The sequence below is a fragment of the Micromonospora peucetia genome (assembly GCF_900091625.1).
Lineage (GTDB): Bacteria > Actinomycetota > Actinomycetes > Mycobacteriales > Micromonosporaceae > Micromonospora > Micromonospora peucetia.
Genome location: NZ_FMIC01000002.1, coordinates 2087533 through 2113960, shown reverse-complemented (window position 1 = coordinate 2113960; position 26428 = coordinate 2087533). Strand labels below are relative to the sequence as shown.

The 26428-nt window shown below is 71.1% G+C and carries 22 protein-coding genes; 15 read left to right on the top strand and 7 right to left on the bottom strand.

Annotated elements, in window-relative coordinates:
* Positions 1-340: 340 nt before the first annotated feature.
* The 3 genes from GA0070608_RS09900 (at position 341) to GA0070608_RS09885 (ending at position 4492) form a co-directional block, all read left to right on the top strand.
* Positions 341-1132, top strand: coding sequence for a deoxyribonuclease IV (locus GA0070608_RS09900; RefSeq protein WP_091625541.1), 792 nt, complete (start codon positions 341-343; stop codon positions 1130-1132).
* Positions 1129-3543 carry a poly-gamma-glutamate biosynthesis protein PgsC/CapC gene (locus GA0070608_RS09895; RefSeq protein WP_245715750.1) on the top strand — a complete coding sequence of 805 codons (2415 nt, stop codon included), beginning with the start codon at positions 1129-1131 and terminating at the stop codon, positions 3541-3543. Before GA0070608_RS09900 ends, GA0070608_RS09895 begins: the two co-directional genes overlap by 4 nt.
* A gap of 535 nt (positions 3544-4078) precedes the next feature.
* Positions 4079-4492, top strand: coding sequence for a BTAD domain-containing putative transcriptional regulator (locus tag GA0070608_RS09885; protein ID WP_091625535.1), 414 nt, complete (start codon positions 4079-4081; stop codon positions 4490-4492).
* A 145-nt stretch (positions 4493-4637) separates the two neighbouring features.
* Here the strand turns inward: GA0070608_RS09885 and GA0070608_RS09880 are convergent, their stop codons facing one another.
* From GA0070608_RS09880 to GA0070608_RS09860, 5 genes are all read right to left on the bottom strand, one after another.
* Positions 4638-4982 carry a hypothetical protein gene (locus GA0070608_RS09880; protein ID WP_091625531.1) on the bottom strand — a complete coding sequence of 115 codons (345 nt, stop codon included), beginning with the start codon at positions 4980-4982 and terminating at the stop codon, positions 4638-4640.
* 583 nt (positions 4983-5565) lie between these two features.
* Positions 5566-5790, bottom strand: coding sequence for a hypothetical protein (locus tag GA0070608_RS09875; RefSeq protein WP_091625527.1), 225 nt, complete (start codon positions 5788-5790; stop codon positions 5566-5568).
* A gap of 59 nt (positions 5791-5849) precedes the next feature.
* A complete protein-coding gene (locus GA0070608_RS09870; protein ID WP_091625523.1) occupies positions 5850-7415 on the bottom strand; it encodes a glycosyltransferase family 87 protein in 1566 nt (521 codons plus the stop codon).
* 129 nt (positions 7416-7544) lie between these two features.
* Complete coding sequence (locus GA0070608_RS09865; protein ID WP_091625518.1) at positions 7545-10445, bottom strand: transglycosylase domain-containing protein; 2901 nt, start codon at positions 10443-10445, stop codon at positions 7545-7547.
* Between the two features lie 196 nt (positions 10446-10641).
* The gene (locus tag GA0070608_RS09860; protein ID WP_091625514.1) at positions 10642-11109 is read right to left on the bottom strand and encodes a DUF5318 domain-containing protein; all 468 of its coding nucleotides are present in this window, start codon (positions 11107-11109) and stop codon (positions 10642-10644) included.
* Positions 11110-11283: 174 nt separating this feature from the next.
* Between GA0070608_RS09860 and GA0070608_RS09855 the strand changes: the two genes are divergently transcribed.
* From GA0070608_RS09855 to GA0070608_RS09840, 4 genes are all read left to right on the top strand, one after another.
* Positions 11284-11922: a PadR family transcriptional regulator gene (locus GA0070608_RS09855; RefSeq protein ID WP_091625510.1), complete on the top strand. Its 639-nt coding sequence runs from the start codon at positions 11284-11286 to the stop codon at positions 11920-11922.
* A 23-nt stretch (positions 11923-11945) separates the two neighbouring features.
* Positions 11946-13025: an inositol-3-phosphate synthase gene (locus GA0070608_RS09850; RefSeq protein WP_091625507.1), complete on the top strand. Its 1080-nt coding sequence runs from the start codon at positions 11946-11948 to the stop codon at positions 13023-13025.
* Between the two features lie 144 nt (positions 13026-13169).
* Positions 13170-13832: a hypothetical protein gene (locus GA0070608_RS09845; RefSeq protein WP_141719433.1), complete on the top strand. Its 663-nt coding sequence runs from the start codon at positions 13170-13172 to the stop codon at positions 13830-13832.
* A 56-nt stretch (positions 13833-13888) separates the two neighbouring features.
* Positions 13889-14419 carry a hypothetical protein gene (locus GA0070608_RS09840; RefSeq protein ID WP_091625498.1) on the top strand — a complete coding sequence of 177 codons (531 nt, stop codon included), beginning with the start codon at positions 13889-13891 and terminating at the stop codon, positions 14417-14419.
* A 34-nt stretch (positions 14420-14453) separates the two neighbouring features.
* On the opposite strand, the gene GA0070608_RS09835 is transcribed toward GA0070608_RS09840, so the two are convergent.
* Positions 14454-14933: a methylated-DNA--[protein]-cysteine S-methyltransferase gene (locus GA0070608_RS09835; protein ID WP_091625494.1), complete on the bottom strand. Its 480-nt coding sequence runs from the start codon at positions 14931-14933 to the stop codon at positions 14454-14456.
* Positions 14934-15089: 156 nt separating this feature from the next.
* On the opposite strand from GA0070608_RS09835, the gene GA0070608_RS09830 reads away from it, so the two are divergent.
* From GA0070608_RS09830 to GA0070608_RS09815, 4 genes are read left to right on the top strand one after another with little or no spacing between them, the layout of a single operon-like run.
* Positions 15090-15605: a SigE family RNA polymerase sigma factor gene (locus GA0070608_RS09830; protein WP_091625490.1), complete on the top strand. Its 516-nt coding sequence runs from the start codon at positions 15090-15092 to the stop codon at positions 15603-15605.
* On the top strand, positions 15602-16741 hold the full coding sequence (locus GA0070608_RS09825; RefSeq protein ID WP_091625485.1) for a TolB-like translocation protein: 1140 nt from the start codon (positions 15602-15604) through the stop codon (positions 16739-16741). The genes GA0070608_RS09830 and GA0070608_RS09825 overlap by 4 nt, the downstream gene beginning before the upstream one ends.
* Before the next feature lie 40 nt (positions 16742-16781).
* Entirely contained in the window at positions 16782-17303 is a 522-nt protein-coding gene (locus GA0070608_RS09820; protein ID WP_176733674.1) for a hypothetical protein, read from the top strand.
* Positions 17304-17332: 29 nt separating this feature from the next.
* Positions 17333-18850 (top strand): flotillin family protein, encoded by a 1518-nt coding sequence (locus GA0070608_RS09815; RefSeq protein ID WP_091625477.1) that lies wholly within the window; start codon positions 17333-17335, stop codon positions 18848-18850.
* 114 nt (positions 18851-18964) lie between these two features.
* Here GA0070608_RS09815 and GA0070608_RS09810 read toward each other — a convergent pair whose 3' ends face one another.
* On the bottom strand, positions 18965-20425 hold the full coding sequence (locus GA0070608_RS09810; RefSeq protein ID WP_091625474.1) for a CCA tRNA nucleotidyltransferase: 1461 nt from the start codon (positions 20423-20425) through the stop codon (positions 18965-18967).
* 132 nt (positions 20426-20557) lie between these two features.
* Here GA0070608_RS09810 and murJ point away from each other — a divergent pair, with 132 nt between their 5' ends.
* The 4 genes from murJ to GA0070608_RS09790 all read left to right on the top strand — a co-directional run bounded on the left by murJ (position 20558) and on the right by GA0070608_RS09790 (position 26337).
* Complete coding sequence (gene murJ / locus GA0070608_RS09805) at positions 20558-22306, top strand: murein biosynthesis integral membrane protein MurJ (RefSeq protein WP_091625469.1); 1749 nt, start codon at positions 20558-20560, stop codon at positions 22304-22306.
* Positions 22307-22767: 461 nt separating this feature from the next.
* On the top strand, positions 22768-24369 hold the full coding sequence (locus tag GA0070608_RS09800; protein WP_091625466.1) for a protein kinase family protein: 1602 nt from the start codon (positions 22768-22770) through the stop codon (positions 24367-24369).
* A gap of 43 nt (positions 24370-24412) precedes the next feature.
* Positions 24413-25216 (top strand): RNA polymerase sigma factor SigM, encoded by an 804-nt coding sequence (gene sigM / locus GA0070608_RS09795; RefSeq protein ID WP_091625462.1) that lies wholly within the window; start codon positions 24413-24415, stop codon positions 25214-25216.
* Positions 25213-26337: a hypothetical protein gene (locus GA0070608_RS09790; protein ID WP_091625458.1), complete on the top strand. Its 1125-nt coding sequence runs from the start codon at positions 25213-25215 to the stop codon at positions 26335-26337. Before sigM ends, GA0070608_RS09790 begins: the two co-directional genes overlap by 4 nt.
* The last annotated feature ends 91 nt before the right edge of the window (positions 26338-26428 follow it).

Below are 26428 nucleotides of genomic sequence, written 5' to 3'. Positions count from 1 at the left end.
CCGGGGACGCCCCGCGGAGCTTTATCGTGTTGTTACCGACGTTACAACGGCTCTTACACCTTGTCGGAGGAAATAGCAGAATTCACTGACAAATTTCCCAATGATCCCGGTCGGGCCAGGGTGGCCCCCGCCACGCCGGGCCGCGCGGCGGGGGTGCCCCTGCTCTCGGGCGGTTCGACGCGTCCCTGGCAGGCCCACCGACGGCCGTCCCGGGGCCGACGGCGGCACCATGGATCCCACTCGCATCAACGACCACCGACGCCGGGAGGTGACGCGTGGGCCGGCGACACCGCCACCGCCGTCATGCCGGCTGTCAGCGACGCGACGTAGGCTCCCGTGCATGCGTATCGGAGCCCACGTCGATTCGACCGACCCGATGGCGGAGGCGACCGCCCGCGGGGCCGAGGCCGTGCAGTTCTTTCTCTCCGACCCGCAGGGGTGGAAGGCACCGAAGCCGCGGGAGGACGCGGAGCGGCTGCGGGCCGCCGACGTCGACCTCTACGTGCACGCGCCGTACGTCATCAACGTCGCGACCCTGAACAACCGGATCCGGATCCCCAGCCGCAAGCTGCTGCTCGGGCACGCCCAGGCAGCCGCCGCCATCGGCGCGAAGGGGCTGATCGTGCACGGCGGGCACGTCAACGCCGGCGACGACCTGGCCGTCGGCTTCGACAACTGGCGCAAGACCTTCGCGTACGCGGCGGACTCCGGCGGCTTCGGCGTGCCGGTCCTGATCGAGAACACCGCCGGCGGCGACAACGCGTGCGCCCGGCGGCTCGACGCGCTCGCCCGGCTCTGGGACGCCGTGGGCGACCACGAGGTGGGCTTCTGCCTGGACACCTGCCACGCCCACGCCGGCGGCGAGGAACTGCTCGGGCTGGTCGACCGGGTCAAGGCGATCACCGGGCGGATCGACCTGGTGCACGCCAACAACTCCAAGGGCGCGTTCAACTCGGGCCAGGACCGGCACGACAACCTCGACGGCGGCACGATCGATCCGGAGCTGGTGGTGGCGCTGATCCGTGCGGCCGACGCACCGGTCATCGTCGAGACCCCGGGCGGGGTCGACGGTCAGGGCGCCGACATCGCCTTCCTGCGGGACCGGCTGGGCGCGGGGAGCCCGAAGGCATGACGACCGAGCAGTCCGCCGCCGGCAGCTCCCGTCCCGACAATGCCGCCGCGCGGTTCGCACCGGCCAGCGGCGAGGCCGCACCGGACGACGGCGAGGCTGCAGCGGCCGGCGGCGGGCCCCGCCCGAGCACGTCGGGCGACTCCGCGGACCGGAAGGCCTCCGACCGGGCCCGCACGACCGGCGGTACGGGCACCACGGCCGGCACCACCGACACCGGGGAACGGGCTGGCACCGGTGGTGCGAAGCCCACCGGGGACCCGCCCGACGCCGCCCGCCCCGCCACGAAGGCTGACCCCGTCGAGAAGGTCAGCACACCCGCCGCCACGCCCGGCACGGCGGCCAGGAACGGCAAGACCGACACGAAGGCTGACGCAGCCGACAAAGCCGGTGCGGCCGGATCCAAGGCCGGCACGGCCGGCACCGCCGGGACCGGGAGCGGCGCGGCCGACCCGGCAGACAAGGCCGGACCGGTCAAGACCAGTGCCGGCAAGGCCGATGCCGAGGCTGACGCGGCCGACAAGGCCGGCAAGGCCGGGGCCAGGAGCGGCACCGAGGGCGCGGGTAAAGGCGACGAGAAGACTGCCGCCGGAAAGGGCGAGGACGGAAGCACCAAGGAGGAGAAGCCCGACCGGTGGGAGGCCTTCGCGTCCGCCCCCGAGCCGGTGCCCTCCCTGCTCGGACGCGCCGCACGGGCCACCACCCGGGCGGTCGGCCGACTGCTGGTCCACGAGTGGACGCTCGCGACGCTCGCCTCGCTGGCATTGGCCGTGCTGCTGACCTGGCCCACCCTGCGCTACCCCCTGCACACGCTGCCGCAGGACTATTGGGATCCCAGCCTCCAGGCGTGGCAGATGGCCTGGTCGGGGCACATCCTGCTGACGAACCCGGCCCAGCTGTGGCAGTCGAACGCGTTCTTCCCGGAGAACTGGAGCTTCGCCTTCTCCGACACCCTGCTCGGGTACGCCCCGGCGGGCATGATCGGCACCGGCCCCGAGGCCGCCGTGCTCCGCTACAACATCATGTTCGTGCTGGCCCACGCGCTCGCCACGCTCGGGGCGTACGCGCTGGCCCGGCAGCTCGGTGCGGGCCGGATCGGCTCCGCGGTGGCCGGGGCGAGCTTCGCCTACGCGCCCTGGCTGCTGGCCCAGGCCGGGCACCTGCACGTGATCTCCAACGGCGGCATTCCGCTCGCGCTGGCCATGCTCGCCCGGGGGCACGGCTGGTCGCTGCGGCACGGATACCGTCCCGAGCGCCGGCACGACGGCTGGGTCTACACGGGCTGGTTGGTCGCGGCCTGGCAACTCAGTCTCGGCTTCGGAATCGGGCTGCCGTTCGCGTACTTCCTGGGTGGCACCGTGCTGGTGGCGGCCGTCACCTGGTTCCTGCGGCGGTGGGTGATCCGGCCGGTCAAGCGCCCGTTCGGCCGCCGGCTGCTGATCGCGGACCTGGTCGGCGGCCTGCTCTTCGCCGGCGTCGGCGTGCTGCTGGCCATCCCGTTCTTCACGGTGGCGAAGGCCCACCCGAACGCGGAGCGCTCCATCGGCGACATCGCCGTCTACTCCCCACCGGCGAGCGGCTTCTTCACCGCGCCCGCCGAGTCGCGGATCTGGGGCGCGTTGCACGAGGGAGCGAGGGCCTCGCTGCCCTGGCACCCGGAGATGACCCTGCTGCCTGGCTTCGTGCTCTACGCGCTCGCTGCCGGCGGGCTCTTCTTCTCGGTCTGGAAACTGCGTCACCGGCTGCTGCTGCTCGCCGGAGTGGTGGTGACCATGGTGTTCGCCATGGGCACCCGGTTCTTCGACGGCGCCTTCACCTATGTGCCATTGTTCGAGCACCTGCCCGGGTGGAACGGCCTGCGTACGCCGGGCCGGTTGATGCTCTGGACGACGCTGCTGCTCGGGTTGCTGGCGGCGGGCGCGGTCAGCGCGTTCGCGGCCCGGGTCCGGGAGATCTCCGCCGAGCGGATCCCCTCCTGGCCGGGCCCGTGGCTGCGGCTGGCCACCCTGCTGCCGCTCGTGCTGGTGATCGGCGAAGGGCTGAACTCCACGCCGCACCCGATCGTGCCGTCCCAGCCGGCCGCGATGCGGACCGTGAACGGGCCGATGCTGGTGCTGCCGAGCAACCAGAGCCTCGACCAGCCGGTGATGCTCTGGTCCACGACCAAGTTCCAGGACGTGGTGAACGGAGGGAGCGGTTTCACACCGAGCCAACTCGACGACGTACGCCGGGTGACGCTCTCCTTCCCCGACCAGACCAGCGTCGACTACCTTCGCGTCCTCGGGGTCCGCAACGTGCTGCTGATGCGCGACCAGATCGCCGGGACACCGTGGGAGATCACCATCGACGCACCGGTCGACGGGCTCGGCATCACCCGCGAGGAAATAGGGAACATGGCGATTTACCGCTTGTGACATTCACCACCGACATAGCGCCTCGAAGTACGCCCGGCCATAGACATCGAAGTCTCCTGACTTTCTGATGCTTTAATGACATAGTCGCGTGACTACGCCAGCACGGGGTACGTATGGTGCGGTTCAAGATTCTCGGGCCACTGATGATTTCCAGCGGAGACTTCTTTTTCCCGCTTTCCAGTCCACGCCAACGAAACCTACTGGCCGCACTGCTGATAAGCAACAACGCCGCCGTATCGGTGGACCGGCTGATCGACGCCACCTGGCCAGGCAATCCGCCGGCCACGGCCCGTCAACAGGTGCAAAGCTGCGTCGGCTCCCTCAATTCCCGATTAGTTGAACACGGACACCCACAGACCGTGTTGAGGCGCGGGTCCCAATACATTCTGGAGCAGCGCGTGGCCAGGAGCGCCTCTTCCCACCGTGTTGATCATGAAGCTAGCGGTGCAAAATGCCCGGTTCCCGCCAGTCAACTTCATGATCACCGAGGCTGGCGGGGCTCCGGATACGCACGGCAGCGACGCATGCGGCTCCGATGCGGTGCGGTATCGGACACGCCGCGACTTTGCCGGGGCCCTGGGTCCCCGACCTGAGCCTGTGGACGCAGATTTATCCGTACAACGAGTTCCTGCACGCCTGTCTGGCCCAGGCACTACACCACGCGTTCCGTACGGCCGACGCGCTGGAGGTGCTCCGACGACTCCGCCAGCGGTTGGACCGGGAACTGGGGCTCGGCCTGGGCCCTGCCCTGCTCCGGCTGGAGACGCAGTTGCGGGGGCCGGCAAATGCTACCCAGCCAGGCGAGACGACCAACCTGCCGACACTCAAGGCAATCCAGACCGCGCTCGTCGATCTGTCCCAGGCAGTACAGACTCTGATCAACGATGCGGATGCCCAAGGGCCGGCGGAGATCCTCGCGGTGAAGGGAACGCATGCCACGCTCGGCTGACGACGTATCCGCTGGGGTAACGAACAGGCATCCCGTGAGCCGAGACGGGCCGTTGGGGATTCACCTGGTAACGAGCCGACCCCGGACCGGTCCGATGGATGCCGGAGAAAACTCCTGATGTGTCAGAACCTCCTCCCGCACCACGTCATCCTCGTTCTTCCGGCGCCACCTCCCCGTCGTCCACGCCGGCGAAGATCTTGCGAACCCCGGAAAGGATCGCCAACACCGCGACCGTCAACAGACCGAACAGCCCGTTTAGCCACCAGTCGACCATGTTGGCGGAGAAACACAGGTTGCCCGGTGTGCAGTCGGTGTCGCCGAGCTCGAACCGGCCAGCCATAATTCCGGCGGGAAAGCAGAGCAGTGCGACGCATCCGCCCAGGCCGAAGAACCACCCGGACATCCGACGGGCGAGGGTCAGGCCGAGCCAGGCCGTGCCGAGCAATGCGGGCAGGATTACATCGACGGCGCTCGCACCGGTCAACTCCATGTCAGCCTTCCGTCACAGCCGCCTCGCCCGGTCTGGCAGGTAATCCCGGGTCATTCCCAGATTGCGTCCAGACGGGTCAGGGATTCCCGACCGGTACGCCGTTGAGCTGCCCCAGCGGTGCGGGAAAGCAGCTCGACCACCGGATGTTTGATAGTGCTCAACGAGCCGACCGGCGTCAACGTGGACGCCCGGAACGCGACATCCAGGAGCGGGCAGGGTGCCTCCCTGTCAGTACCGCCGTTGGTCCGGGTCTCAGTACTTCGACGTCCACCAGGTCGTGGGGCCGGCGCTCGCCTCCGCCCGGGCGAGTAAACCCGCATCGTTGACCATCGGCGTGTAGTAGGCGCCCGCGAAGCCGCTGTACGAGGTCCGGACCCCGCCGTCCAGGTAGTAACTGCGGACGGTCGGGTAGTAGAAGTCCGACGAGACCCGGGTCCAGGCCGTCCGGCAGCGAGGGGCTGTACCGCAGTTCCAGGTTTATGCCGTCGGTGTTACTCGCGACGGTCTGCGCGTCGTCGGCGCAGTAGTGGTAACAGGTTGAGCACCCACTGTGGTAGATCTTGTACGTCGCCGGGTTTTGCCGTCACACACCGATCCACAGCCGGTGGCCGCCAGTTTCGGCTTCCGGAATCATGGTGGCGGTCTGCGGGTCCAACTCCTCGGCACTCACCGTGGCCGATTGCTCCTCCACCGCACTCGGAGCAGCCGGCACCGTTGGCGGGGCAGCCAACGCTGTCTGCGGGGCAACGACGCCAGCCAGGCAGAACGCCAGCGCACCGCCCAGGTGGGCGATCTTCTTCCTCAACATGAGGATCCCTCCGGCTCCTGTCGGATGCCCGAAGGATCCGACAGGCCGCCATCAGAACGTCATCCGCCGTCCACCGTCCGCCCATCCTCGCTGTTGCTGGCCGAGGCTGGTGGCGCCGTGACAGTCACCGGCTCCTTCGGCTGCGGCGAGGCCAGGTCGGGTCGACGCCAGCGGGCCATCCAGGGTGCGTCCCTGGTTCCATCGAACAGGCCACCGTCCGGATCGTCCGGATAGGTGTTGCGGACCGCGTCCAGTTCGGGGTTCAGGATTTCCCGGACGACCAGCACGCAGAGCAGCACCACGGTGGCCAGGCGCAGCGTCGACGCCAGCACGAAGACCCCCTCCGGAAAGACCGGCCGGCTGGTCGCCGCGCCGAGCAGTTCCCCATAGAAGGCCACGAAGTAGCAGACCTCGGCCAGCTGCCAGGCCAGGAAGGCACCCCACTTGGGGCGGGCGAGCACCACCAGCGGCAGCAGCCAGAGCACGAACTGCTGCGACCACACCTTGCTGAAGATCAGGAACGCGGCGACCACCAGGAACGCGAGCTGGGCGAGCCGGGGCCGGCGCGGGGCCAGCAGCCCCAGCGCGGCCACCCCGAGGCAGGCCAGCCCGAAGAGGGCGTACGACAGGGTGTTCAGCGTCGGGATGTTGATGTTCAACCACTCGAACGGCCCGAGATCGGCGGGGTTGCTGCTGCCGAACTTGCCGTCCAGGTAGCGCCCGATGTACCAGAGGGTGCCCCAGTCGATGGGACGGGTCGAGTTCAGCTCGAAGAAGCGGTCCCAGTTCTCCCGGTACGGAATGGCGACCGGCAGGTTCACGGCGACCAGGGCCACCAGGGCCGCGCCGAGGGCGGTGAGGGCGGCGCGTAGCCGTCCGGCACGCAGCCCCAGCACCAGGATCGGGCCGAGGATGAACAGCGGCCACATCTTGGCCGCCCCGGCGAGACCGAGCAGCAGGCCGGCCACGAGAGGTCGACTGCGGGCCCAGGCGAGCAGGCCGAACGCGGCCAGGCCGATGGCGAGCAGGTCCCAGTTGACCGTGGCGGTGAGCATCAGCGCGGGGGCGAGCGCGAAGAGCGCGGCATCCCAGGGTCTGCGGCGGCGCAGGGCGAGGATCACCGCCACCGTGGCGACCGCCAGCGCGCCGAGCACCAGCGCGTTGAGGTTGTAGAACCACATGCCCTGGTTGAGCCCCGGGTCGTTCTGGCCGAGGGCGTGCACGGGCAGGCCGAGCGCGCCCATGAAGTACCCGGTGAGCACCGGATACTCGACGGGGTGGTCCTGGTAGGGGACGGCGCCCTCGTTGAGCCGCTCGGCGTAGTAGAGCGCCAGCACGTCGGTGTAGCAGAACCGGGTGTACTGCTCGTTGTCCTGCCAGGCGCCGTCCTGGCACGGCGACTTCTGCACCCAGTGCAACGCCAGGGTCAGGCAGACCAGGGCCAGGACGATGCGGGCCGCCGTCCAGAACCGGCTCTCCCGCCCGGCGGGCCGGTCCAGCGCGACGGCGTGGTCGCCCAGCGGGCCGCCGATGGTGCCGGAGACACCCCGGACGAAGCCGTCGGAGCGGGACGGGTGGTCAGGGGCACCGGCGTCGTCGATGCCTGGCGTCGACTGCGTGCTCATGAAGGTGCATCCTGCCGTACTTCGGGCCTCCGCGTCCCCTCCCGACCACGACAAAGTCGGTACGCGAAACGCCGCCTGCGGCCGGAGACATGCTCCGGCCGCCGGCGGCGTTCGTCGTTCAGTCCTCGATCAGTCGTCGCCTGGTCTGGGGCTGGTGGTCGGTAGCAGACCGCCACCACCGTTGCCACCCCCCGGCCGCGGTTCGATCGGGTTGGTGGGTGCCGTCGGGCCGCCCGGAGGGTTGCCACCGCCGTTGTTCCCACCACCGTTGTTGCCACCGCCGTTGTTGCCACCGCCAGGCGGGCAGAGCAGGCCGAGCGGACCGCAGTCCGGCGGGCTCGTCGGAGGCGGAGGCGGCGGGGGCTCTTTGCCGTTGCCGGCCTTGTCGTCACCGATGCCGGTGACACTCGGCAGGTCCGACTTGTCCTTGCCCTTCAGCGCGTCGTCCATGTACCGCTTCCAGAGCTCGGCCGGGAAGCTGCTACCGCCGATGTCCTTCTTGTTCTTGTCGACGATCGTCGGCCTCTTGGTGTCGCGGCTGCCGATCCAGACCGCGGTGGCGAGGTTGTCGTCGTAGCCGACCATCCAGGCGTGGGCGTTACGCGGGGTGCCGTTGTGCTCCCAGGTGCCGGTCTTGCCGGCCGCGTCCCGCCCGTTGCCCAGTCCGGCGTTGTTCTTCTCCGGGATCTCCTTCAGCACGGCGGTCACCTCCTGGGCGACCTCCCGCTTGATGCGCTGCTGCGGCTTGCGCTGCTCACCGGTCCCGGGAACCTTCTCCCACTTGCCGGTGGCCTTGTTCTGCTTCTCCACCGTGAGGACGAAGTGCGCCTTGTTGTACACGCCGTCGTTGGCGAGGGTGGCGAGCCCGTTGGCGTGGTCGAGCACGGTGATCGGGTACTGGCCGTAGCCGACGACCCGGTCGAACTTGCTCGGCGCGAGGTCCTCCGGCTTCTCCTTGACCAGGTCGAACGGCTGGGGCGGGTCGACCGTCCACATCGTGCTGACGCCGGCCTGCTTCGCCATCTTGACCACCTTGTCGGGACCGATCTTTTCCGTCAGGTGGAAGAACGGCACGTTGTACGACTTGAGGGTCGATTCCTCCAGCGTGCAGGACTCGCCGCAGGCCGCGGTGCGGCCGGCGTTCTGCACCTTGTCCTTGAAGCCTTCCGGCTTGAACGGGGTGGCGTCCCAGCGTGACTTGACCGAGATGCCGGCCTCGATGGCAGCCGCCAGGGTGTAGACCTTGAACGACGAGCCCGGCGGATGACCACCGACGATGTCGCCGTTGAGGTTGGTGTTCTTGCCCGCGTAGTCGAAGTCGGCGCCGCTGTCGCCGCCGTAGTAGGCGAGCACCCGGCCGGACTTCGGGTCGATGGAGACCGCCGCCGCCATCAGGTTCTTCGGCTGCCCGTTGAGCACCGAGCCCTTCCGGTCCGGCTGGGCAGCCTTCTCCAGCGCGTCCTGCATCTTGGCGTTGATGGTGGTCGTGATCCGGTAACCGCCGGTCCGCAGCACGTCGACGCAGGTCGGCTTGCCCGCCGCGCCCGAGTCGGAGCAAACCCCCCACTGCTCCATCTCCTGGCGGACGTAGTTGACGACGTTGCCCCGGGGGCTCTTCACCCCGAAGCCGTTGCCGTCCTTGGCCACCGGCTGCACCTTCGGGTACGCGGTCGGCCGCTCCGCGGCGTTCAGCCACCCCTCCTCGACCATGCCGCCGAGCACGTAATCCCACCGGTCCTTGGCTGCGGGGAGATTGACGGCGGGGTCGTAGCCCTTGTGGGTCGTGCTGGCTACCGGCTGCTTGATCAGGGATGCGAGTACGGCCCCCTCGGCGGGGGTGAGCTTGCTCACCGGCTTCGCGAAGTAGGTCTGCGCCGCCGCCTCGATGCCGTACGCGCCCCGCCCGAAGTAGATCACGTTCAGGTAGTGCTGCATGATCTCTGGCTTTTCGTACTTCTCGTTCAGCTTGGAGGCGAAGATCGCCTCCTTGACCTTCCGGGCGTAGCTGTCGTCCTTGAGGTTCTCGATCGCGTTGCGGGCGTACTGCTGGGTGATCGTCGAGGCGCCCTGCTTGTCGCCGCCACTGAGGTTGTTCCAGGCAGCCCGGGCGATGCCCTTGTAGTCCACGCCGGAGTGCTTGTAGAAGTTCCGGTCCTCGGCCGCCGCCACGGCGTACTGGACGTGCTCGGGAATGTCCTTGATCGTGACGAAGGTGCGGTTCTCGTTGCCCAGCCGGGCCACCGACGTCTTCTTGTCGCTGGCGAAAATCGTGGTGGAGAGCGGCAGCGGAACCTCGTCGGGAAGGACGACGTTGGTCGAGTAGTAGGTGAAGCCGACCACGCCGAGCCCGGCGAGCATGATGAAGACCGCGAAGCTGGCGATCAGCATATTCACCCGCTTGCGCTTCTTCGACCGCCCTGCTCCGGCCGGGCCACCCGCACCGCGGCCACCACGGCCGGGGCCGGTCGGCCCTCCGGGACCGCCAGGCCCACCTCCCGGGCCGCCCGAGACCGGCGAGACGCTCGCTCGCGCCGTGGCCCGGCCGCTGACGGCCGCCGACCCGACGCTGGCCCGCCCGGCCGGGGCTGCGCCGACGGAGGCGGAACCCACCGAGGCACGCCCGGCCGACCCGCCGGCCGCCGGGGAGACCGGCACCGACGCGCGGCCCGCGCCCGCCCGGCCCACGCCGGGCGCCGGCGGGACCGGCACCGAGGCCCGGCCCGGCCCGGCCCGGCCGACGGAGGCGGAACCCACCGAGGCCGAACCGGCGGCTGAGCCCGCACGCGGCGGAACGGCCGCCGACGCCGAACCGGAGGCGGAACCACCGCGTGGTGGCACGGCCGCCGAGCCGCCGACCGAGGCCCGTCCGCCAGCGGCGGCCCAGGGCGCGACCGGGGCGCGACCACCCGGTGCCGTACCCTCCTGTGCAGCCGACCAGCCGTCCCCGGAGGCGTCACCGCCGGGGTCGCCGTGCTGGCCCGGAATTTGGGCCCGCCCGCGCGTGGAACTGGAATCGCCGTACGAGTTCATTCCTCACACCCTGCCGTCGCGGTGGAGCGCTGCTGCGCCGCCACCGGTTGCCGTGAGATGGGACACCCGTCGAGAGCGGCACGTGCGTGCCGGTTGACCGGTGCCACTTGCGAATCAATCGGGCTAATCAGACCAACGATCCGTCGGTCTCCCCGGGCGTGCGCGTGCTGGCCGGGGTCGGCCGATCGAGCGAAGATCACCGTTGCGCCTCTCGCCTCCGTCGGCCGCCCGCACCGGTGCCCGAAACAGCCGCGCCACCCACCGCGTCCTGATCCGGCCCGCCCTCCGGGCTGCCGGCCAGTCCGTCCCGACCGAGCAGGTACTGCTCGACCAGATGGTTCCAGTCACAGCCGAGGCACACCTCCACCACGAAGACCTGGAACTCACGCACCGTCATCGCCAGCACCGGCAACTCGGCCAGTGTCCGGGCCTGGCCGGCGGACTGCTTGAGTTCGTCGCCGTAAATGTAGTGGACGTGGGTGAGGTTCTCGCTCCGGCAGATCGGACACCGCTCGTCGGTGGGCTCGCCGTGGAAGTGGGCCGCGTTCTTCAGGTAGGGCGAGGCGTCACAGACGTCGTACGTGCCGACCCTGCCGGCGAGGAGCTCACGCAGCACCGCTCGCTTCCGGAGCGAGTAGTCGACCACCTGGCGCTGCGTACGCATGCGGAGAAGGGTACGCGGTCACGCGGGACGAGGCGACCACGGTGACGATGCGTGACCAAAGAACCCCGGAGCGGTGGTTTGCCGTGATAACAGCGATCCGCTAGCGTGCGATGTATCGGTCCGATACATCGCGGCGGTTGCCGCTCCGCGTAGAGGGTACAGAGAGGATGGCCCGTGCTCGAGCTCGCCATCCTCGGCCTCCTGCAGGAGTCTCCGATGCACGGCTATGAGCTGCGCAAGGAGCTGACCGCCAAGCTCGGCGCGATCAGGGCGGCGATCAGCTACGGCTCGCTCTACCCGACCCTGCGCAGGTTGCAGGCGGCCGGGTGGATCACCGAAGCCGCCGACCCACCCACCACCGCCGAGGAGGTCCCCGCGCTGACCAGCCGACGAGGTCGGGTGGTCTACGAAATCACCGCGGAGGGCAAGGAACGCTTCGCCCAACTGATCGCACAGACCGGGCCCGAGACGTACGACGACACGGGATTCGGCGTGCACTTCGCGTTCTTCGCCCGGACCGACCAGGCGACCCGACTCCGCATCCTGGAGGGTCGCCGGCGAAAGATCGAGGAACGCCGCGAGGGGCTTCGCGATGTGCTCGGCCGGGCGGCCGAGCGCCTCGACGCCTACACGCTGGAACTACAGCGCCACGGCCTGGACGCCTGTGAGCGCGAGGTCCGCTGGCTGGAGGAGCTCATCGCCAACGAGCGCTCCGGCCGTGCCCCGGCGGTCCCGTCAACCGGGACGGCCGGCGGCCCACGAGAAGACAACAGCCCGCCTCCGCCTGGAGAGTCCAGGAAAGAGCGGCCGTGATGAAGAAGAAGGAGGCAGACGCTATGGGCTCCGTCCGCGTCGCCATCGTCGGTGTGGGTAACTGCGCCTCGTCCCTCGTGCAGGGCGTGGAGTACTACCGGAACGCCGACCCGAACGACCGCGTCCCGGGTCTCATGCACGTCACCTTCGGCGACTACCACGTCTCGGACGTGCAGTTCGTCTCGGCGTTCGACGTGGACGCCAAGAAGGTGGGCATGGACCTCGCCGAGGCGATCGTTGCCAGCGAGAACAACACCATCAAGCTCTGTGACGTGCCGCCGACCGGCGTCACCGTGCAGCGCGGTCCGACCTTCGACGGTCTGGGCCAGTACTACCGCGAGATCGTCGAGGAGTCCGACGCCACGGCGGTCGACGTGGCGCAGGCGCTGCGCGACGCGCAGGTCGACGTCGTCGTCTGCTACCTGCCGGTCGGCTCCGAGGAGGCCGCCAAGTTCTACGCCGCGGCGGCGATCGACGCCGGCTGCGCGTTCGTCAACGCCCTGCCGGTCTTCATCGCCTCCGACCCGGAGTGGGCCAAGAAGTTCGAGGACGCTGGCCTGCCGATCGTCGGTGACGACATCAAGAGCCAGGTCGGCGCCACCATCGTGCACCGCGCGCTGGCGAAGCTGTTCGAGGACCGCGGCGTCGAGCTGCTGCGCACGTACCAGCTCAACTTCGGCGGCAACATGGACTTCATGAACATGCTGGAGCGCAAGCGGCTGGTCTCGAAGAAGATCTCGAAGACCCAGTCGGTGACGTCCCAGATCCCGCACGAGATGAGCAAGAGCGACGTGCACATCGGCCCGTCGGACCACGTGCCGTGGCTCGACGACCGCAAGTGGGCGTACATCCGCCTGGAGGGTCGTTCCTTCGGCGACACCCCGTTGAACGCCGAGCTCAAGCTCGAGGTGTGGGACTCGCCGAACTCGGCCGGTGTCATCATCGACGCCGTCCGCGCCGCGAAGATCGCGCTGGACCGGAAGATCGGCGGCCCGATCATGTCGGCCTCGTCTTACTTCATGAAGTCCCCCCCGGTGCAGTACGCCGACCACGACGCGCACGCCGCCGTCGAGGCGTTCATCGCCGGCGACATCAAGAGCTGACGCGCCGACCACCAGCACCATCGAGGGCCGGGCCCGTGCGGGCCCGGCCCTCGCCGCGTCCGGCCCTTCACCGTTGTAGGCGCACCAACCACCCGAGGTCACACGGGGTCGAGCGGTCGGAGATGTGCCGTTAGGCTGGTCGCCGTGACGTCCCTTCCCCGCCCCGGCCTCGGCGGCGCGGCACGACGGGTGATCGGGGCGGTCGCCGGCACGGTGGTGTTCCTTCCGGTCCTCGCCGGCTGCGCGGCGCCGGGCACCGGTCCGACCACACCGGCAGGCAGCACGGCATCGGCCCTCCCGGCCACCTCCGCACCGGCCGAGGCCGACTGCGTCAGCGCGGGTACGCCAACCGCGCGCCCCGGGGAGGCCAGCCGGCCCGGTGCCGGCGCTCCGGCCACCACATCGCCTCCCCCCGGACCGCTGACCGACGAGCAGCGTCGCGCGGAGGAGTTCCGCCGCCAGCAGGCGGCCAACGACGGCTTCCGGCAGCGCGGCACGCTCAGCCCGGAGGCGGCCAGCGGTGCCCGATCCTGCGCTGCGGAAGTCCGGAGGAGCCTCAACCTCCTGACCGCCGGCGGTCAGGACGACCCCGGGCAGGAGGCCGTCCGGCGGGCGATCGTGGCGACCGGGCTGACCGGCGTCAACGTGCGGCCGCCGGGCCGGCTCGACCTCGGCCCCGTCGACGGACTGGTCTTCGCGGGCTGGACCGGCCAGGCGTGTGTCTTCGGCAACGTCCGGGCGGGCGACGTCGTGGTGGAGATCGGCACCCGCATCGCCGACGGCGGCTGCCTCCCCGCCCCCAGCTGATCCGGCCGGGGTGCGCACGGAGCAGCTCACCGCCCCTCATCCTTCGGGAGCAGACCGTGGACTCTTCGCAGATCGTCGCCCGGCTCGTGGAACGGACCCGCGACACCCCGTACGCGGTGACGCCCCTCCCCGGCGGCGCGCGGATCGGGCTGAACGTGGCCGACCTGCGCTGGACCACCCTGTTCCACCGCAGTGGGCTCACCATCGACCACGCCGTCGTGCTGCGCTTCGACGACGCGAAACGGATCTACACCCGGCATCAGGAGAGCCGGCGGATGAGCTACCGGTTCGGCTTCGACGGGCAGGTGGTCGGTGCCTCGTTCCGCAAGGACGTCTTCAAGGGCACCCAACTGAGCCTCCAGCGCGGTGTGGTCGCAGGCCTCCACGACGACGGCAGCCTGGCGCGCGGCTACCGGTTCGACTCCCGCGAGCTGACCGCGCTGGTGGACTCGGTGCTGGTCCCGTCCGGCTGGCGGCGGGCCATGGACCGGAACACCAAGATCGGGCTGATCGGGGCGATCGCGGGTGGCGGGATCGCGGTGCTGACCCTGATCGGCCTGGGCATCGCGTTCCTCGTCGCGGGCTGAACCGCCGACGCTACGACCCCCGCGAGCGCATCGGTCACGACCAGGCGCGGCGCAGGGCGATCCCGGCCTCCAGCTCCAGCAGCTTCACCTTGCGGTCCAGGCCGCCGCCGAAGCCGACCAGCTTGCCGCCGGCGCCGACGATCCGGTGACACGGCACGAGCACCGGGATCGGGTTCCGGTTGCAGGCCACCCCGACCGCGCGGGCGGCGCCCCGGTCACCCAACCGCCGGGCCACCTCGCCGTAGGTGAGCGTCTCCCCGTACGGGATGCCGGTCATCTCCCGCCAGACGCCCCGTTCGAAGTCGGAACCGCCCGGCACCGCCAGCGGCACGGCGAACTCGGTCAGCTCGCCGGCGAAGTAGGCCCTCAGCTCCGCCACGGCCTGCCGGGCCGCCTCGTCGCCCGGCTCCTCGGCGGCCTTGTCGACCCGACCGAAGTGGGCCCGGCACACATGGGCTCCGTCGGTGGCCACGGAGAACTCGCCGATGGGTGAGTCGAGCACGGTCCAACGCATCCGCCCATTGTCCCCGGTGGCCCGACGTCGTTCCGTCCGAGCCGCCGGGCGGTCCGGGTCGCCCGCCCCGGGCCCGCCGAAATCTCGTCAACAGCCAGATTGCGGACGGTGGCAAAGTTCGGACGCCGGCCGGCGTCAGAACTACCGGAGGTGCCCGTGACTGAAGGGACCGACGGGGAGTTCACCGCGTTCGTCAACGAACGGGGGGACATCCTGCTACGCATCGCGTACGTCCTGGCCGGCGACCAGCACAGCGCCGAGGACCTGTTGCAGAATGCGCTGGCCAAGGCGTACGCCCGGTGGTCCCGGATCCGCGGCGACGCCGAGCCGTACGTACGACGGATCCTCTACCACGACCAGGTGTCGGGATGGCGGCGCCGGTCCCGGCGGCCGGAGGTGCCGGTCGCGGTGCTGCCCGAGCGGGTCGTCAGCCGGGACAGCGGGCAGGACGCCGACCTGCGGATGCTGCTGCGCGACGCGCTGCTGTCGCTGCCGCCCCGGCAGCGGGCCGTGCTGACCCTGCGCTACCTGGAGGACCTCAGCGTCGAACAGACCGCCGCGCTGCTCGGCTGTCGGGCCGGCACGGTCGCCAGCCAGACGTCGAAAGCACTGGCCAGACTGCGGCAACTGGTGCCCGCCCTCGACGACAGCGTCACTGAGGAGGTCCGATGAGCGGCTCCGGGGAGGACGTGCTGCGTTCCGCCGTACGGGAGATGGCGGCCGAGGCCCGGACGGCGCCCGACCTCGCCGGCCGGGCCCTGCGGCAGGGCCGACGGCTGCGTCGCCGACGTCGCACGGCTGCGGCCGGCGGCGCCCTCGCGGCGCTGGTCGCCCTCGTCGGGCCGTACGTCTGGCTGCGACCCGACGCAGCCCAGGACACAGCCACCTGGGCGCCGGTCGACGCCCCGGCGGCGTCGGCGTCGGCCGCCCCGCCCACGGTGCCCGTCGCACCCGCCCCGGCCGGCGACTGGACGCAGGCGACCGTGACGCTGCCCGGCGGCTGGGTGCTCACCGGCGCCAGCTCCACCGGCACCCCCGCCGAGCAGGGGTACGCCCTGGACCGCGACCGCGGCCGGTACGTCGCCGCCGACCGCCGGTACGAGGAGGTGTGGGCCGCGCCCCGAGGCGGCGTCGCCGCCGTGGTCGACTACGAACGCGCCGGCCAGATCGGCCTGCTCGGCCTGCGCGACGGGATGGTCCGCTGGATCCGCACCGGCACCCACATCATGACCCCGCACTGGTCGCCGGACGGACGGCAGCTGGCGCTGACCGTGTCGGACAAGGAGAGCGGCGGGTTCTCCCTCGGCGTGCTCGACGCGGCCACCGGCGCCTACCGCACCTTCCCGGTGGACACCGACCGGTACTTCTGCACCGACTATTGCTTCTTCACCTGGGGCCGAGACGGCCGGGAGGTCGCGCTCCAGCAGACCGATCCCGACTCACCCCGGTCGGAGGGACGGCCGCACCCGCGCCGGGGCGTGCAGTTCTTCTCCGTCGCGGACGGCCGACCGAGCCGGTTCGTGCCCGTCCCGGGCGACCCCGCCGGCCCCTGGTCGTGGTCACCGGACGGACGGCTCGTGGTGATCAAGGGCCAGGACGGACCGCAGCTGGCCGAGGTGGCGACCGGGCGGGTGATCGGCCCGGCTCCCGCCGAGAACGCGGTGTGGGTGGCCGACGACCGGCTGCTGCACCGCGTCGGAGGGACGGCCGAGATGGTGCTGGTCGACCTCGACGGACGGGAACTGGCGCGGCAGGCCCTCCCCGCTTCGCTGGGTGTCAATCTGACCCTGGCGGTCGCGCCCCGCTGAGCGGCCGGCGCCCCGGTCCGCGTTGCGAGGCACCGATATCGTGCAGGCCGTGGCCACGGGGACCCTGATCTTCCTCATCATCGGCGGCACGGGCGTCGCGGTGCTGGCGCTCGCCCTGCTCGGTGCCGAGCTGCTCCATTTCGGCAACCCGGACTTCGACGGTCCGGTGTCGGTGGAGGCGGTCGCCGGGTTCACCGGGGCCCTCGGTTTCGGCGCCGCGATCGTCAACGAACTGCTCGGTGGGCGTACCCCCGGCATGATCGCGCTGGCCCTGGCCGGCGGCGTCGTCGCGGCCGTGCCCACCGCCTGGGCCGCGGCCCGGCTGAGCCGGGCGGCCCGTGACATGCGCACCGATCCCACCCCCACCCGCCACCACCTGGTCGGCGCACTCGGCCTGGTGGTCACCCCGGTGCCCGCCGACGGCTACGGCGAGGTCCGGGTCCGGGTGGCCGGCCAGCCGGTCAAGCTCAACGCTCGCGCCGACCGACCGATCCCGGTCGGCGCCCAGATCTTCGTGGTCGAGGCGCTCAGCGAGACCAGCGTGTACGTCGAGACCTACTGAACCCCCTCAAGAAGAAACAGGACGGTCACATGCCCCTTCTCATCGCCATCGGCGGCGCGTTCCTCCTCGTCCTCGTGCTCGTGCTCTTCGTGCTCTCCCGGATCAAGGTCGCCGGGCCGAACGAGGCCTTCATCGTCACCGGCCGCAAGGGCCGCACCACGCAGACCGCCGACGGCGGCCGGTCGACCGACAACTCCGGGCAGAAGGTCGTGCTCGGCGCGTCCGTCTTCGTCCTGCCCGTGGTGCAGAAGCTCCAGTCCCTCGACCTGTCCAGCCGGCGGATCGACGTCGGTATCAAGGGCGCGGTCAGCAAGCAGGGCATCCGCGCCGACCTGCACGGCGTCGCGATCGTCAAGGTCGGCGGCACCGAGGACGCCATCCGCGCCGCCGCGCAGCGCTTCCTGCACCAGCAGGACGAGATCGAGGACTTCACCCGGGAGGTGCTGGCCGGCGCGCTGCGCTCGATCGTCGGCCGGCTCACCGTCGAGGAGGTCATCCGGGACCGGGCGGCGTTCGCCAGCGCGGTCGCCGAGGAGGCCGAGCACTCGATGACCAACCAGGGCCTCGTGCTGGACACCTTCCAGCTCCAGGACATCCTGGCCGAGGGCTCCTACCTGCAGGACCTGGGTCGGCCGGAGGCGGCCCGGGTACTCAAGGACGCGGCCATCGCCGAGGCGCGTGCCCGGCAGCAGGCCGAGCAGGAACGGCTGCTCGCCGAGGAGGCGATCGCCGTGGCCAACCGGAACCTGTCGCTGAAGCAGGCTGCCATCCAGGCGGAGATCGACGCGGCCAAGGCGAAGGCCGCCGCCGCCGGACCGCTGGCCCAGGCCGAACGGGACCAGGCGATCCTCTCCGAGCAGCAGAAGGTCGCCGAGCGCAACGCGGAGCTCAAGCAGCGGCAACTCGACACCGAGGTACGCAAGCCGGCCGACGCCGCCCGCTACAAGGTGGAACAGGAGGCCGAGGCCTCCCGCAACGCGGCTGTGTTGAACGCCGACGCGCAGCGTCAGGCCGTCATCGCCGCCGCCCAGGCCTCCGCCGAGCAGGCCCGGCTCACCGGTGAGGGCGAGCGGGCCCGCCGGGCCGCCCTGGCCGAGGCCAACGCGATCGAGGGCGCCAAGGAGGGCGAGGCCGAACAGCGCCGCCGCTCCGCCATCGCCGAGGCGGTCGAGCGGGAGGGCACGGCCGAGGCCGCGGCCATCCTGGCCAAGGGGCAGGCCGAGGCCGACGCGATGGCCCGCAAGGCCGAGGCGTTCGCGGCGTACGGCGAGGCCGCGGTGCTGGACCTGCTGGTCAAGATGCTGCCGCAGGTGGTCGAGGCGGCCAGCGCCCCGATCGGTGCGATCGACAAGCTGACCGTCATCTCCACCGACGGCGCCTCGTCCCTGACCAAGTCGGTGGCTGGCAACGTCGCCCAGGGGCTCCAACTCGGCAGCGACCTGACCGGCATCGACCTGGCGGGCCTGCTCGCGAAGCTCGGCTCCGCGTCGACGACCGCCGGCAACGGCAAGCCGCCGGTCGACGGCACGGCGGTCGAAGCCCGCTGACGCGACCCGGCAGCGGTCGAACCCACTGACGCCACACAGGGCGCCGTCCCCGGCTGGGGGCGGCGCCCTGTTCGTGTACGTCGTGCCCGGCCCGCGCCGGGCCGCAGCCACGGACTAGTCGATGATGCCCTCGTCGCGGGCCCAGCGCAGCAGCTCCGCCTCGGCCTCGTCGCGGTCCAGCGGGCCACGCTCCAGGCGCAGCTCCTTCAGGTGCTTCCAGGCCTGCCCGACGACGGGCCCCGGCGGCACGCCCAGCAGCTCCATGATCGCGTTGCCGTCCAGGTCGGGCCGGACCCGGGCCAGGTCCTCCTCGGCGGAGATCCGGGCGATCCGCTCCTCCAGCGCGTCGTAGTCGGCGGCGAGCTGGGCCGCCTTGCGCCGGTTGCGGGTGGTGCAGTCCGACCGGGTCAGCTTGTGCAGGCGCGGCAGCAGGTCGCCGGCGTCCGCGACGTAGCGGCGCACCGCCGAGTCGGTCCACTCGCCCCGCCCGTAGCCGTAGAAGCGCAGGTGCAGCGCCACCAGCGTGGTGACCTTGGCGATGATCTCCTTCGGGTAGCGCAGCGCCTTCATCCGGGCCTTGGTGAGCCGGGCACCGACCACCTCGTGGTGGTGGAAGCTGACCCGGGCGTCCGGGCCCACCGCCTTCGTCGCCGGCTTTCCGACGTCGTGCATCAGCGCGGCCATCCGCAGGATGAAGTCCGGGCCCTCGGTCTCGTACGAGACGGCGTTGCTCACCACGGTGAGGGTGTGCTCGTAGACGTCCTTGTGCTGGGCGTGCTCGTCGATCTCCAGCTTCAGCCCGGTCAGCTCCGGCAGGAAGTGCTCGGCGAGCCCCGTGTCGACCAGCAGCCGCAGCCCGGTGATCGGGTCCGCGCCGCAGAGCAGCTTGGTGAACTCGTCGCGGATCCGCTCGGCGGTGATCCGGTCCAGGTCGGCGGCCATCCGGGTCATCGCCGCGTACGCGTCGGGGTGCACCGCGAAGCGCAGTTGGGCGGCGAACCGGGCCGCGCGCAGCATCCGCAGCGGGTCGTCGCCGAAGGACTCCGCCGGGGTGCCCGGGGTGCGGATCACCTTGGCGGCCAGGTCGTCCAGCCCGCCGTGCGGGTCGGTGAACCGGTGCTCGGGCAGGCTGACCGCCATCGCGTTGATGGTGAAGTCGCGCCGCCTCAGGTCCTCGGCGAGGTCGGTGCCGTACTCGACCACCGGGTTGCGGCTGACCTGGTCGTAGGACTCGGCGCGGTAGGTGGTGATCTCCAGCCGCAGCCCGTCACGCTGGCACCCGATGGTGCCGAACTCCCGGCCGGTCTCCCAGATCGACTCGGCCCAGCCGCGCACGATGCCCAGGGTCTCGTCGGGGTGCGCGTCGGTGCAGAAGTCGAGATCGTCACCGAGTCGGCCGAGCAGGGCGTCGCGTACCGAACCGCCCACCAGGTGCAGCTCGTGGCCGGCCCGCGCGAACCGGCGGCCCAACTCGTCGGCGACCGGGGAGACCCGGAGCAGTTCGGCGACGGCGTTGCGCTGTGCGGCGGTGAGTTCGCGGCGGTCGGCGGCGTGGGGAGCGGAGGCTTCGGACATGGGAGCGCCAGACTATCGGTCCCGGCAGGGATGTGGTCCGCCGGGCGCGGGTAACGGGTGGCCGTTGACTATCGTCTGTGACGTGCGGGCCCGGGCCCGGCTCCGACGTACCCCTGCCTTGGAGGCGACAAGATGAGCGGCGGTCTCTACCGCAGCGCGAACGCCGCCCAGGGCGGCGCCGCGTCCGGCCGGCCGTCGGACGACGCCACGTTCATCTCCGCCGAGCCGCTCAACCAGCCGGCGATGGAGTCGGTCGCGCCACCGCAGGAGCAGGTGGGCGAGGCCAGCGCCGCGACCAACAGCGCGGTGATGGCGATCGGCAGCCTGGTCAGCCGCGGTACGGGTTTCCTGCGCACCCTGGTGCTGACCGCGGCGCTGGGCGGCGCGCTGGTCGGTGACGCCTACACCACCGCGCAGATCCTGCCGGGAATGGTCTACGAGTTCCTGCTCGGCGGCATCCTCACCAGTGTCCTGATCCCGGTGCTGGTGCGCCGGCGCAAGGCCGATGCCGACGGCGGCCAGGCGTACGCCCAGCGGCTGCTCACTCTGGCGGTGGTCACACTGGCCGGGGCCGCGCTGCTCGCGGTGGCCGCCGCGCCGCTGCTGACCGCGCTCTACACCAGCGACACCCGGGGCGACGATTACCGGGAACTGGTCACCTACCTGTCGTACCTGATGCTGCCGATGATCTTCTTCGCCGGCCTCAGCGCGCTGATCAGCGCGGTGCTGAACACCCGGGGTCACTTCGCCGCCCCGATGTGGGCGCCGATCCTGAACAACCTGGTGGTGATCGCCACCGCCGGCCTCTACATCGCGATCTTCGGCGCGGAGATCATCCGGCCGGAGCAGATGACCGCCGGGCGGATCATCCTGATCAGCGGCGGCACGCTGCTCGGCGTGGCCATCCAGGTCATCGGCCTGCTGCCGGCGCTGCGCAAGGTCGGCTTCCGCTGGAGGCTCCGCTTCGATTTCCGCGCCCTGGGCCTGAGTGAACTGGGCCGGCTCGGCGCCTGGATGTTCTGCTACGTCGCGGTCAGCCAGGTCGGACTGATCGTGCTGTTCAACCTGCTGAACAGGGCAGGCGACGGGGACGCTGGCGCGCTGATCTACAACAACGTCTTCCTGCTGTTGATGATGGCGCACGGCATCATCGCCGTCTCGATCATCACCGCACTGATGCCTCGGATGAGCGCCGCTGCCGCGGACGGCCGGTACGCCGACGTCGCCGCCGACCTGTCCCGGGGCACCCGGACGGTTTCTGCCGTGCTGGCCCCGATCGCCGTCTGCTACGCCGTGCTGGCCACGCCGCTGTCGGTGATGCTGTTCCGCTATGGCGCGTTCAGCGACGACAACGCGGCCGACACCTCGGTGGTGCTGCTGGTCGCCGCGCTCGCGCTGGTTCCGTTCGCGGTCAGCCAGCTCTTCAACTTCGCCTTCTACGCGCTTCCTGACACCCGCACCCCAGCGCTGATCAACATCCCGGTGGTGGCGCTACGGATCGGCGTGCAGATCGTCCTCTTCGCAGCCTTCGCCGCCCACTTCGCCGCCGCCGGAATGATGATCGGAAACGCCGTCTCGTACCTGGCCGCTGCGATAGCCTCCGCCTGGCTGCTCCGCCCACGGATCGGCCGGATCGGCCTCGGCGGGATCCTGCGGACCCTGGCCCGGGTCGCGGTCGCGGCGCTCGGCGCGGCGGTGGTCGGCCTGATCGTGGTCAAGCTGCTGCCGGGCGACGACACGCCGACCCGGCTGGAGGCGATCGTCCAACTCGTGGTCGGCGGCGCGGTGATCGGCGGGACCTACCTCGGGCTGGCCATGGTCCTGCGGATCGGCGAGATCACCGAGGTCGTGGGCATGATCCGTCGGCGGCTGGGTCGCTGACCGAGACGCGTTCTCCGGGCGGCGGGCACCCTTCGGGCGGACTGCACTCTCTGTGAACGAGGATCACCAGCCTGGGGATGCGCCTGTGGATAACTCCGTGATTGACCGCTCAGCCACCAGATCGGCCTGTGGATAACCAGCCGTACGGCTGAGCATGACGGGCCGGTCGGAGGGAACCCGGGCGACGTCGGCACGATCGCCGTACCGGCTGGCCCCTCCCGGTGGGGCGCTTGCGGTCAACCTCTAGATTGGCCAGTACATGTGCCAGCAACGTGGCTGACAACGGGCGCAACCGGACAAGCCGGCCGCCTGCCGGCAGCTCGGCCCGGGAGCGGCGCGAAGATGACATGTCGGGGAGACGGCCAACCCGGGTAAGGTCGCTCTCGACGGGTACGGCAGGCGCCGGCGCTCCGCGTCGACACCGGCTGGCCGGTTCCTTCGAAGGCAGAGCGGGAAGCCACATGCCCAGCAGTGCGGGTCCATCGATCGACACGATCACCGAGGGAGGACGGGTGACCCAGGTCGGCGAAGGTCAGGAGGCGGAGGAGAGCGCTCCTCAGGTCATGACCTTCGGTGCTCCCACGGCCGGTGAGATCCTCGCCGAGCGTTACGAGCTGGTCGAGCACATCAACAACGACAGCGCGGGTCGGCTGGTCTGGCGCGGAGTCGACGTCATCCTGCGCCGTCCCGTCGCGGTCGTGCTGCGCTACCCGGGTGGCGGCTCTGCCACCGAGATGCTTCAGGGCGCCGTCGCCGCCAGCCGCGTTATCCACCCCAACCTGGTCGGCGTCTACGACGCGATCGACGAGGCCGAGCGGGCGTACGTGGTGCGGGAGTGGGTCGACGGGCAGTCGCTGCGCGAGCTGACCGCCGCCGGCCCGTTGGACCCGGCCCGCGCCACCACCATCGGCAACGCGGTGGCCAGCGCTCTCGCCGCGGTGCACGCCACCGAGATGGTGCACGGCAACGTCCACCCCGGCACGGTGATGATCAGCGACGACGGCCGGGTCGTGCTGGCCGACGCGCGTACCGACGGCGCCGACAGCCAGCAGAGCGACGTCCGCGCGGTCGGCGGGATCCTCTACTTCGCCCTGACCGGGCACTGGCCGCACGCCGAGGCCCCGCTGCGCGGCGCCACCGCCGGGCACGGCCGGGCAGCCATCCCCGACGCCGTACGCGACGCAAGCGGCGCGCTCGCCGCACCCCGGCAGGTCCGGGCGGGCGTGCCGGCATACCTCGACGACCTCACCATGGACCTGCTCGACGCCGAGATCGAGCCGCCCTCGTCGGACGTGCTCGCGGCCGAACTGGCCCGGCTGGACGTGTCAGCCGACGAGCAGTTCCTCGACAACGGCGGCCCGTTGCGCTTCACGGCCGACACCGGCGAGGAGCCGTCACCGCTGGCCGCCGCCGGTGGACGCAAGGTCGCGATCGGCATCGCCGGCCTGCTGGCGGTCGCCCTGGTCGGTTTGCTGATCGGCATCAGCACCCTGGGCGGCGACGACAGCCCGCAGACCAACCCGGTCGCCGCGCCGTCGTCGAGCGCACCCACCGACGAGGCCACCCCGGCCGCCGTCACAGCCGGGCCCCTGAAGATCAGTGCTGCCCGGATCATCGACCCGCAGGGCGACCGGACCGAGGTCAGGAACGCCGACAAGGTGTTCGACGGGGATGTGGACGAGGGCTGGGAGACCCAGACCTACAAAGGGCGGGCCAACTTCGGCAACCTCAAGCAGGGCATGGGGGTCTGGGTCGACCTCGGCGGCGAACACACGGTCAAGTCCGTGCAGGTCATCCTCTCCGCCCGGGGCGCGTCCGCCCAGCTGTACGCCGGTGCCACCGACCGACCGTCGTCGTCCTCCGGCGACGCCCAGCTCTTCGCGGACTACAAGAAGACGGCGATCGGCCAGCCGTTCGAGGAGCACGATGGCACCAAGATGACCTTCAACGGCTTCAACGCCGACGAGAAGTACCGCTACCTGCTGTTCTGGATCACCGAGCTGCCGTCGAACGACGGCGGCTACAAGCTCGGCGTCCAGGAGATCACGGTCCAGGGGTCGTGAGCCGGCCGCCGCACGCCGGGCACCGCCTCCGCCGGACGTGGTGATGGGCGTACGCGGGGAACGAACGGCCGGTGGGCCGGTGGACCCACCGGTCGCGTCGTCGGCGCAGCCGTCCGGGGCGACGGACCTCGACCTGCTGCACGCCCACGTCGCCGGCGACCGGCACGCCTTTACCGAGATCTTCCACCGGCACCGGGACCGGCTCTGGGCGGTGGCCCTGCGCACGCTCGGCGACCGTGAGGAGGCTGCCGACGCCCTCCAGGACGCGCTGCTGTCCGCCCACCGGGCCGCCGGCCGGTTCCGGGGCGACTCGGCAGTCACCACCTGGCTGCACCGGATCGTGGTGAACGCCTGCCTGGACCGGATCCGCCGCCGCCAGGCGCACCCCACGGTGCCGCTGCCGGACGGCGTCCGGGACGCCGACTCCGGCACCGGGGGAGTTGAACCGGCGGCACCCGTCCAGGACCACGACACGGCGCTCGTGGTCCGTCAGGCGCTCGCCGAGTTGCCGCCCGAGCAGCGGGCGGCGCTGATCCTGGTCGACCTCCAGGGCTACCCCGTCGCCGAGGTGGCCCGGATCCTCGACGTGGCCGAGGGAACGGTCAAGAGCCGGTGCGCCCGGGGCCGGGCCCGCCTGGCGGTCCAGCTCGGGCACCTGCGCCCCCGCCCCGCGCCGCAGCAGGCGAAGCCCCAGCCCGCCCCGCAGCAGACCGAGCAGCAGCCGGAGCCGGGCCCGGCGACAGGTCCGAACGTGCCGGCCGTCACCCGAGGGAACCCACGGTCGCCCGGGGGCGTCCGATCGGGGTCGGGACGGTCTCGGCGGGATGCCCACCAGGAGGAATCGTGACTGCCGGGGGGTTCAGGGAGGTCGACCACGACCTGCTCGCCGACTACCTCGGCGGGGCGCTGGACGGCACCCCGGACGAGGAGTTGGTCGCCCGACTGGTCGACGAGGACGAGGACTGGGCGCAGGCGTACGCGCTGCTGGCCCCAGCCGTGGCGGACGTCCGCGCGGACCTGGCCGCCTGGGGCGCACCCGCCCCCGAGATGCCGACTGACGTGACCGACCGGATCGTCGCCGCGCTGGCCAACGCCACCACAGCCGGCCTCGGCGCCACAAGCCCCACTCCGAGTCGCTCCGAGCCGGACCGCTCCGAGCCGGACCGCTCCGAGCCGGACCGCTCCGAGCCGGGCCAGTCCGAACCGAGTCGCTCCGAACCGAGCGAGCGGACGGTGAGGCACGACGTGACGCCGGCCGATGGACGGCCGGCAGTCAGGGTGGGCGCAGCCGGTGCGGTGCCGGCACAGCCGCTCGGCGGGTCCGGGAGACGTCCTGCCGGCGCACCCCGGTCGGAGCCGGGACCTGGCGGGATCACCGGGCCGGGCCGGCGGGGGCGCCGCTGGAACCGGTTGGCCGGGCCGGTCGCGCTGGCCGCCGTGTCGATCGCGGCGGTCGGGTTCGGCATCAGCCAGCTCACCAGGAACCAGCAGATGGACGGAGCCGCGGACACGGCGTTGCCGGGCACAGCGAGCCGCGAGAGCGGCGGCCCCGCCGCCACACCGTTCCGGATCACCGGCGAACCGTCGGTGCGCAGCGGGACGGACTACACGCCGGAGTCCCTGGCCGTCCTTCGGTCATCGCCGCTGTCGCAGCCGTTCACCGGAGGTCCGGGCGGAGAAAAGCCCGGCGTCCAGGCGGAGGGCGGGCGGCTGCCCGGCTCCGCCACCGGGCTCGACCGACTCACCGACCCCGCCGCGCTGGGCACCTGCATCGGCGAGATCAAGGCCGAGCACGGCAACGGTCCGCTGGTGGTCGAAGTGGTCGACTATGCCCGGTTCCAGGGCCGCCCGGCGCTGATCGTGCGCTTCACCGACGCCACGGGCGCGCACTGGGCCTGGGCGAGCGGGCCGGAATGTGGTGTGCCCGGATCCGGCTCGGACAGCCGCTACCGCACGCGGGTAGGGTGAATTCGCGGCCACCGGACGTTTGACCGTATACGTGACCTGACCCACCGGAAGGCCGGCTCGGGAATCCCCGATTCGTACGATGACGTTCTGC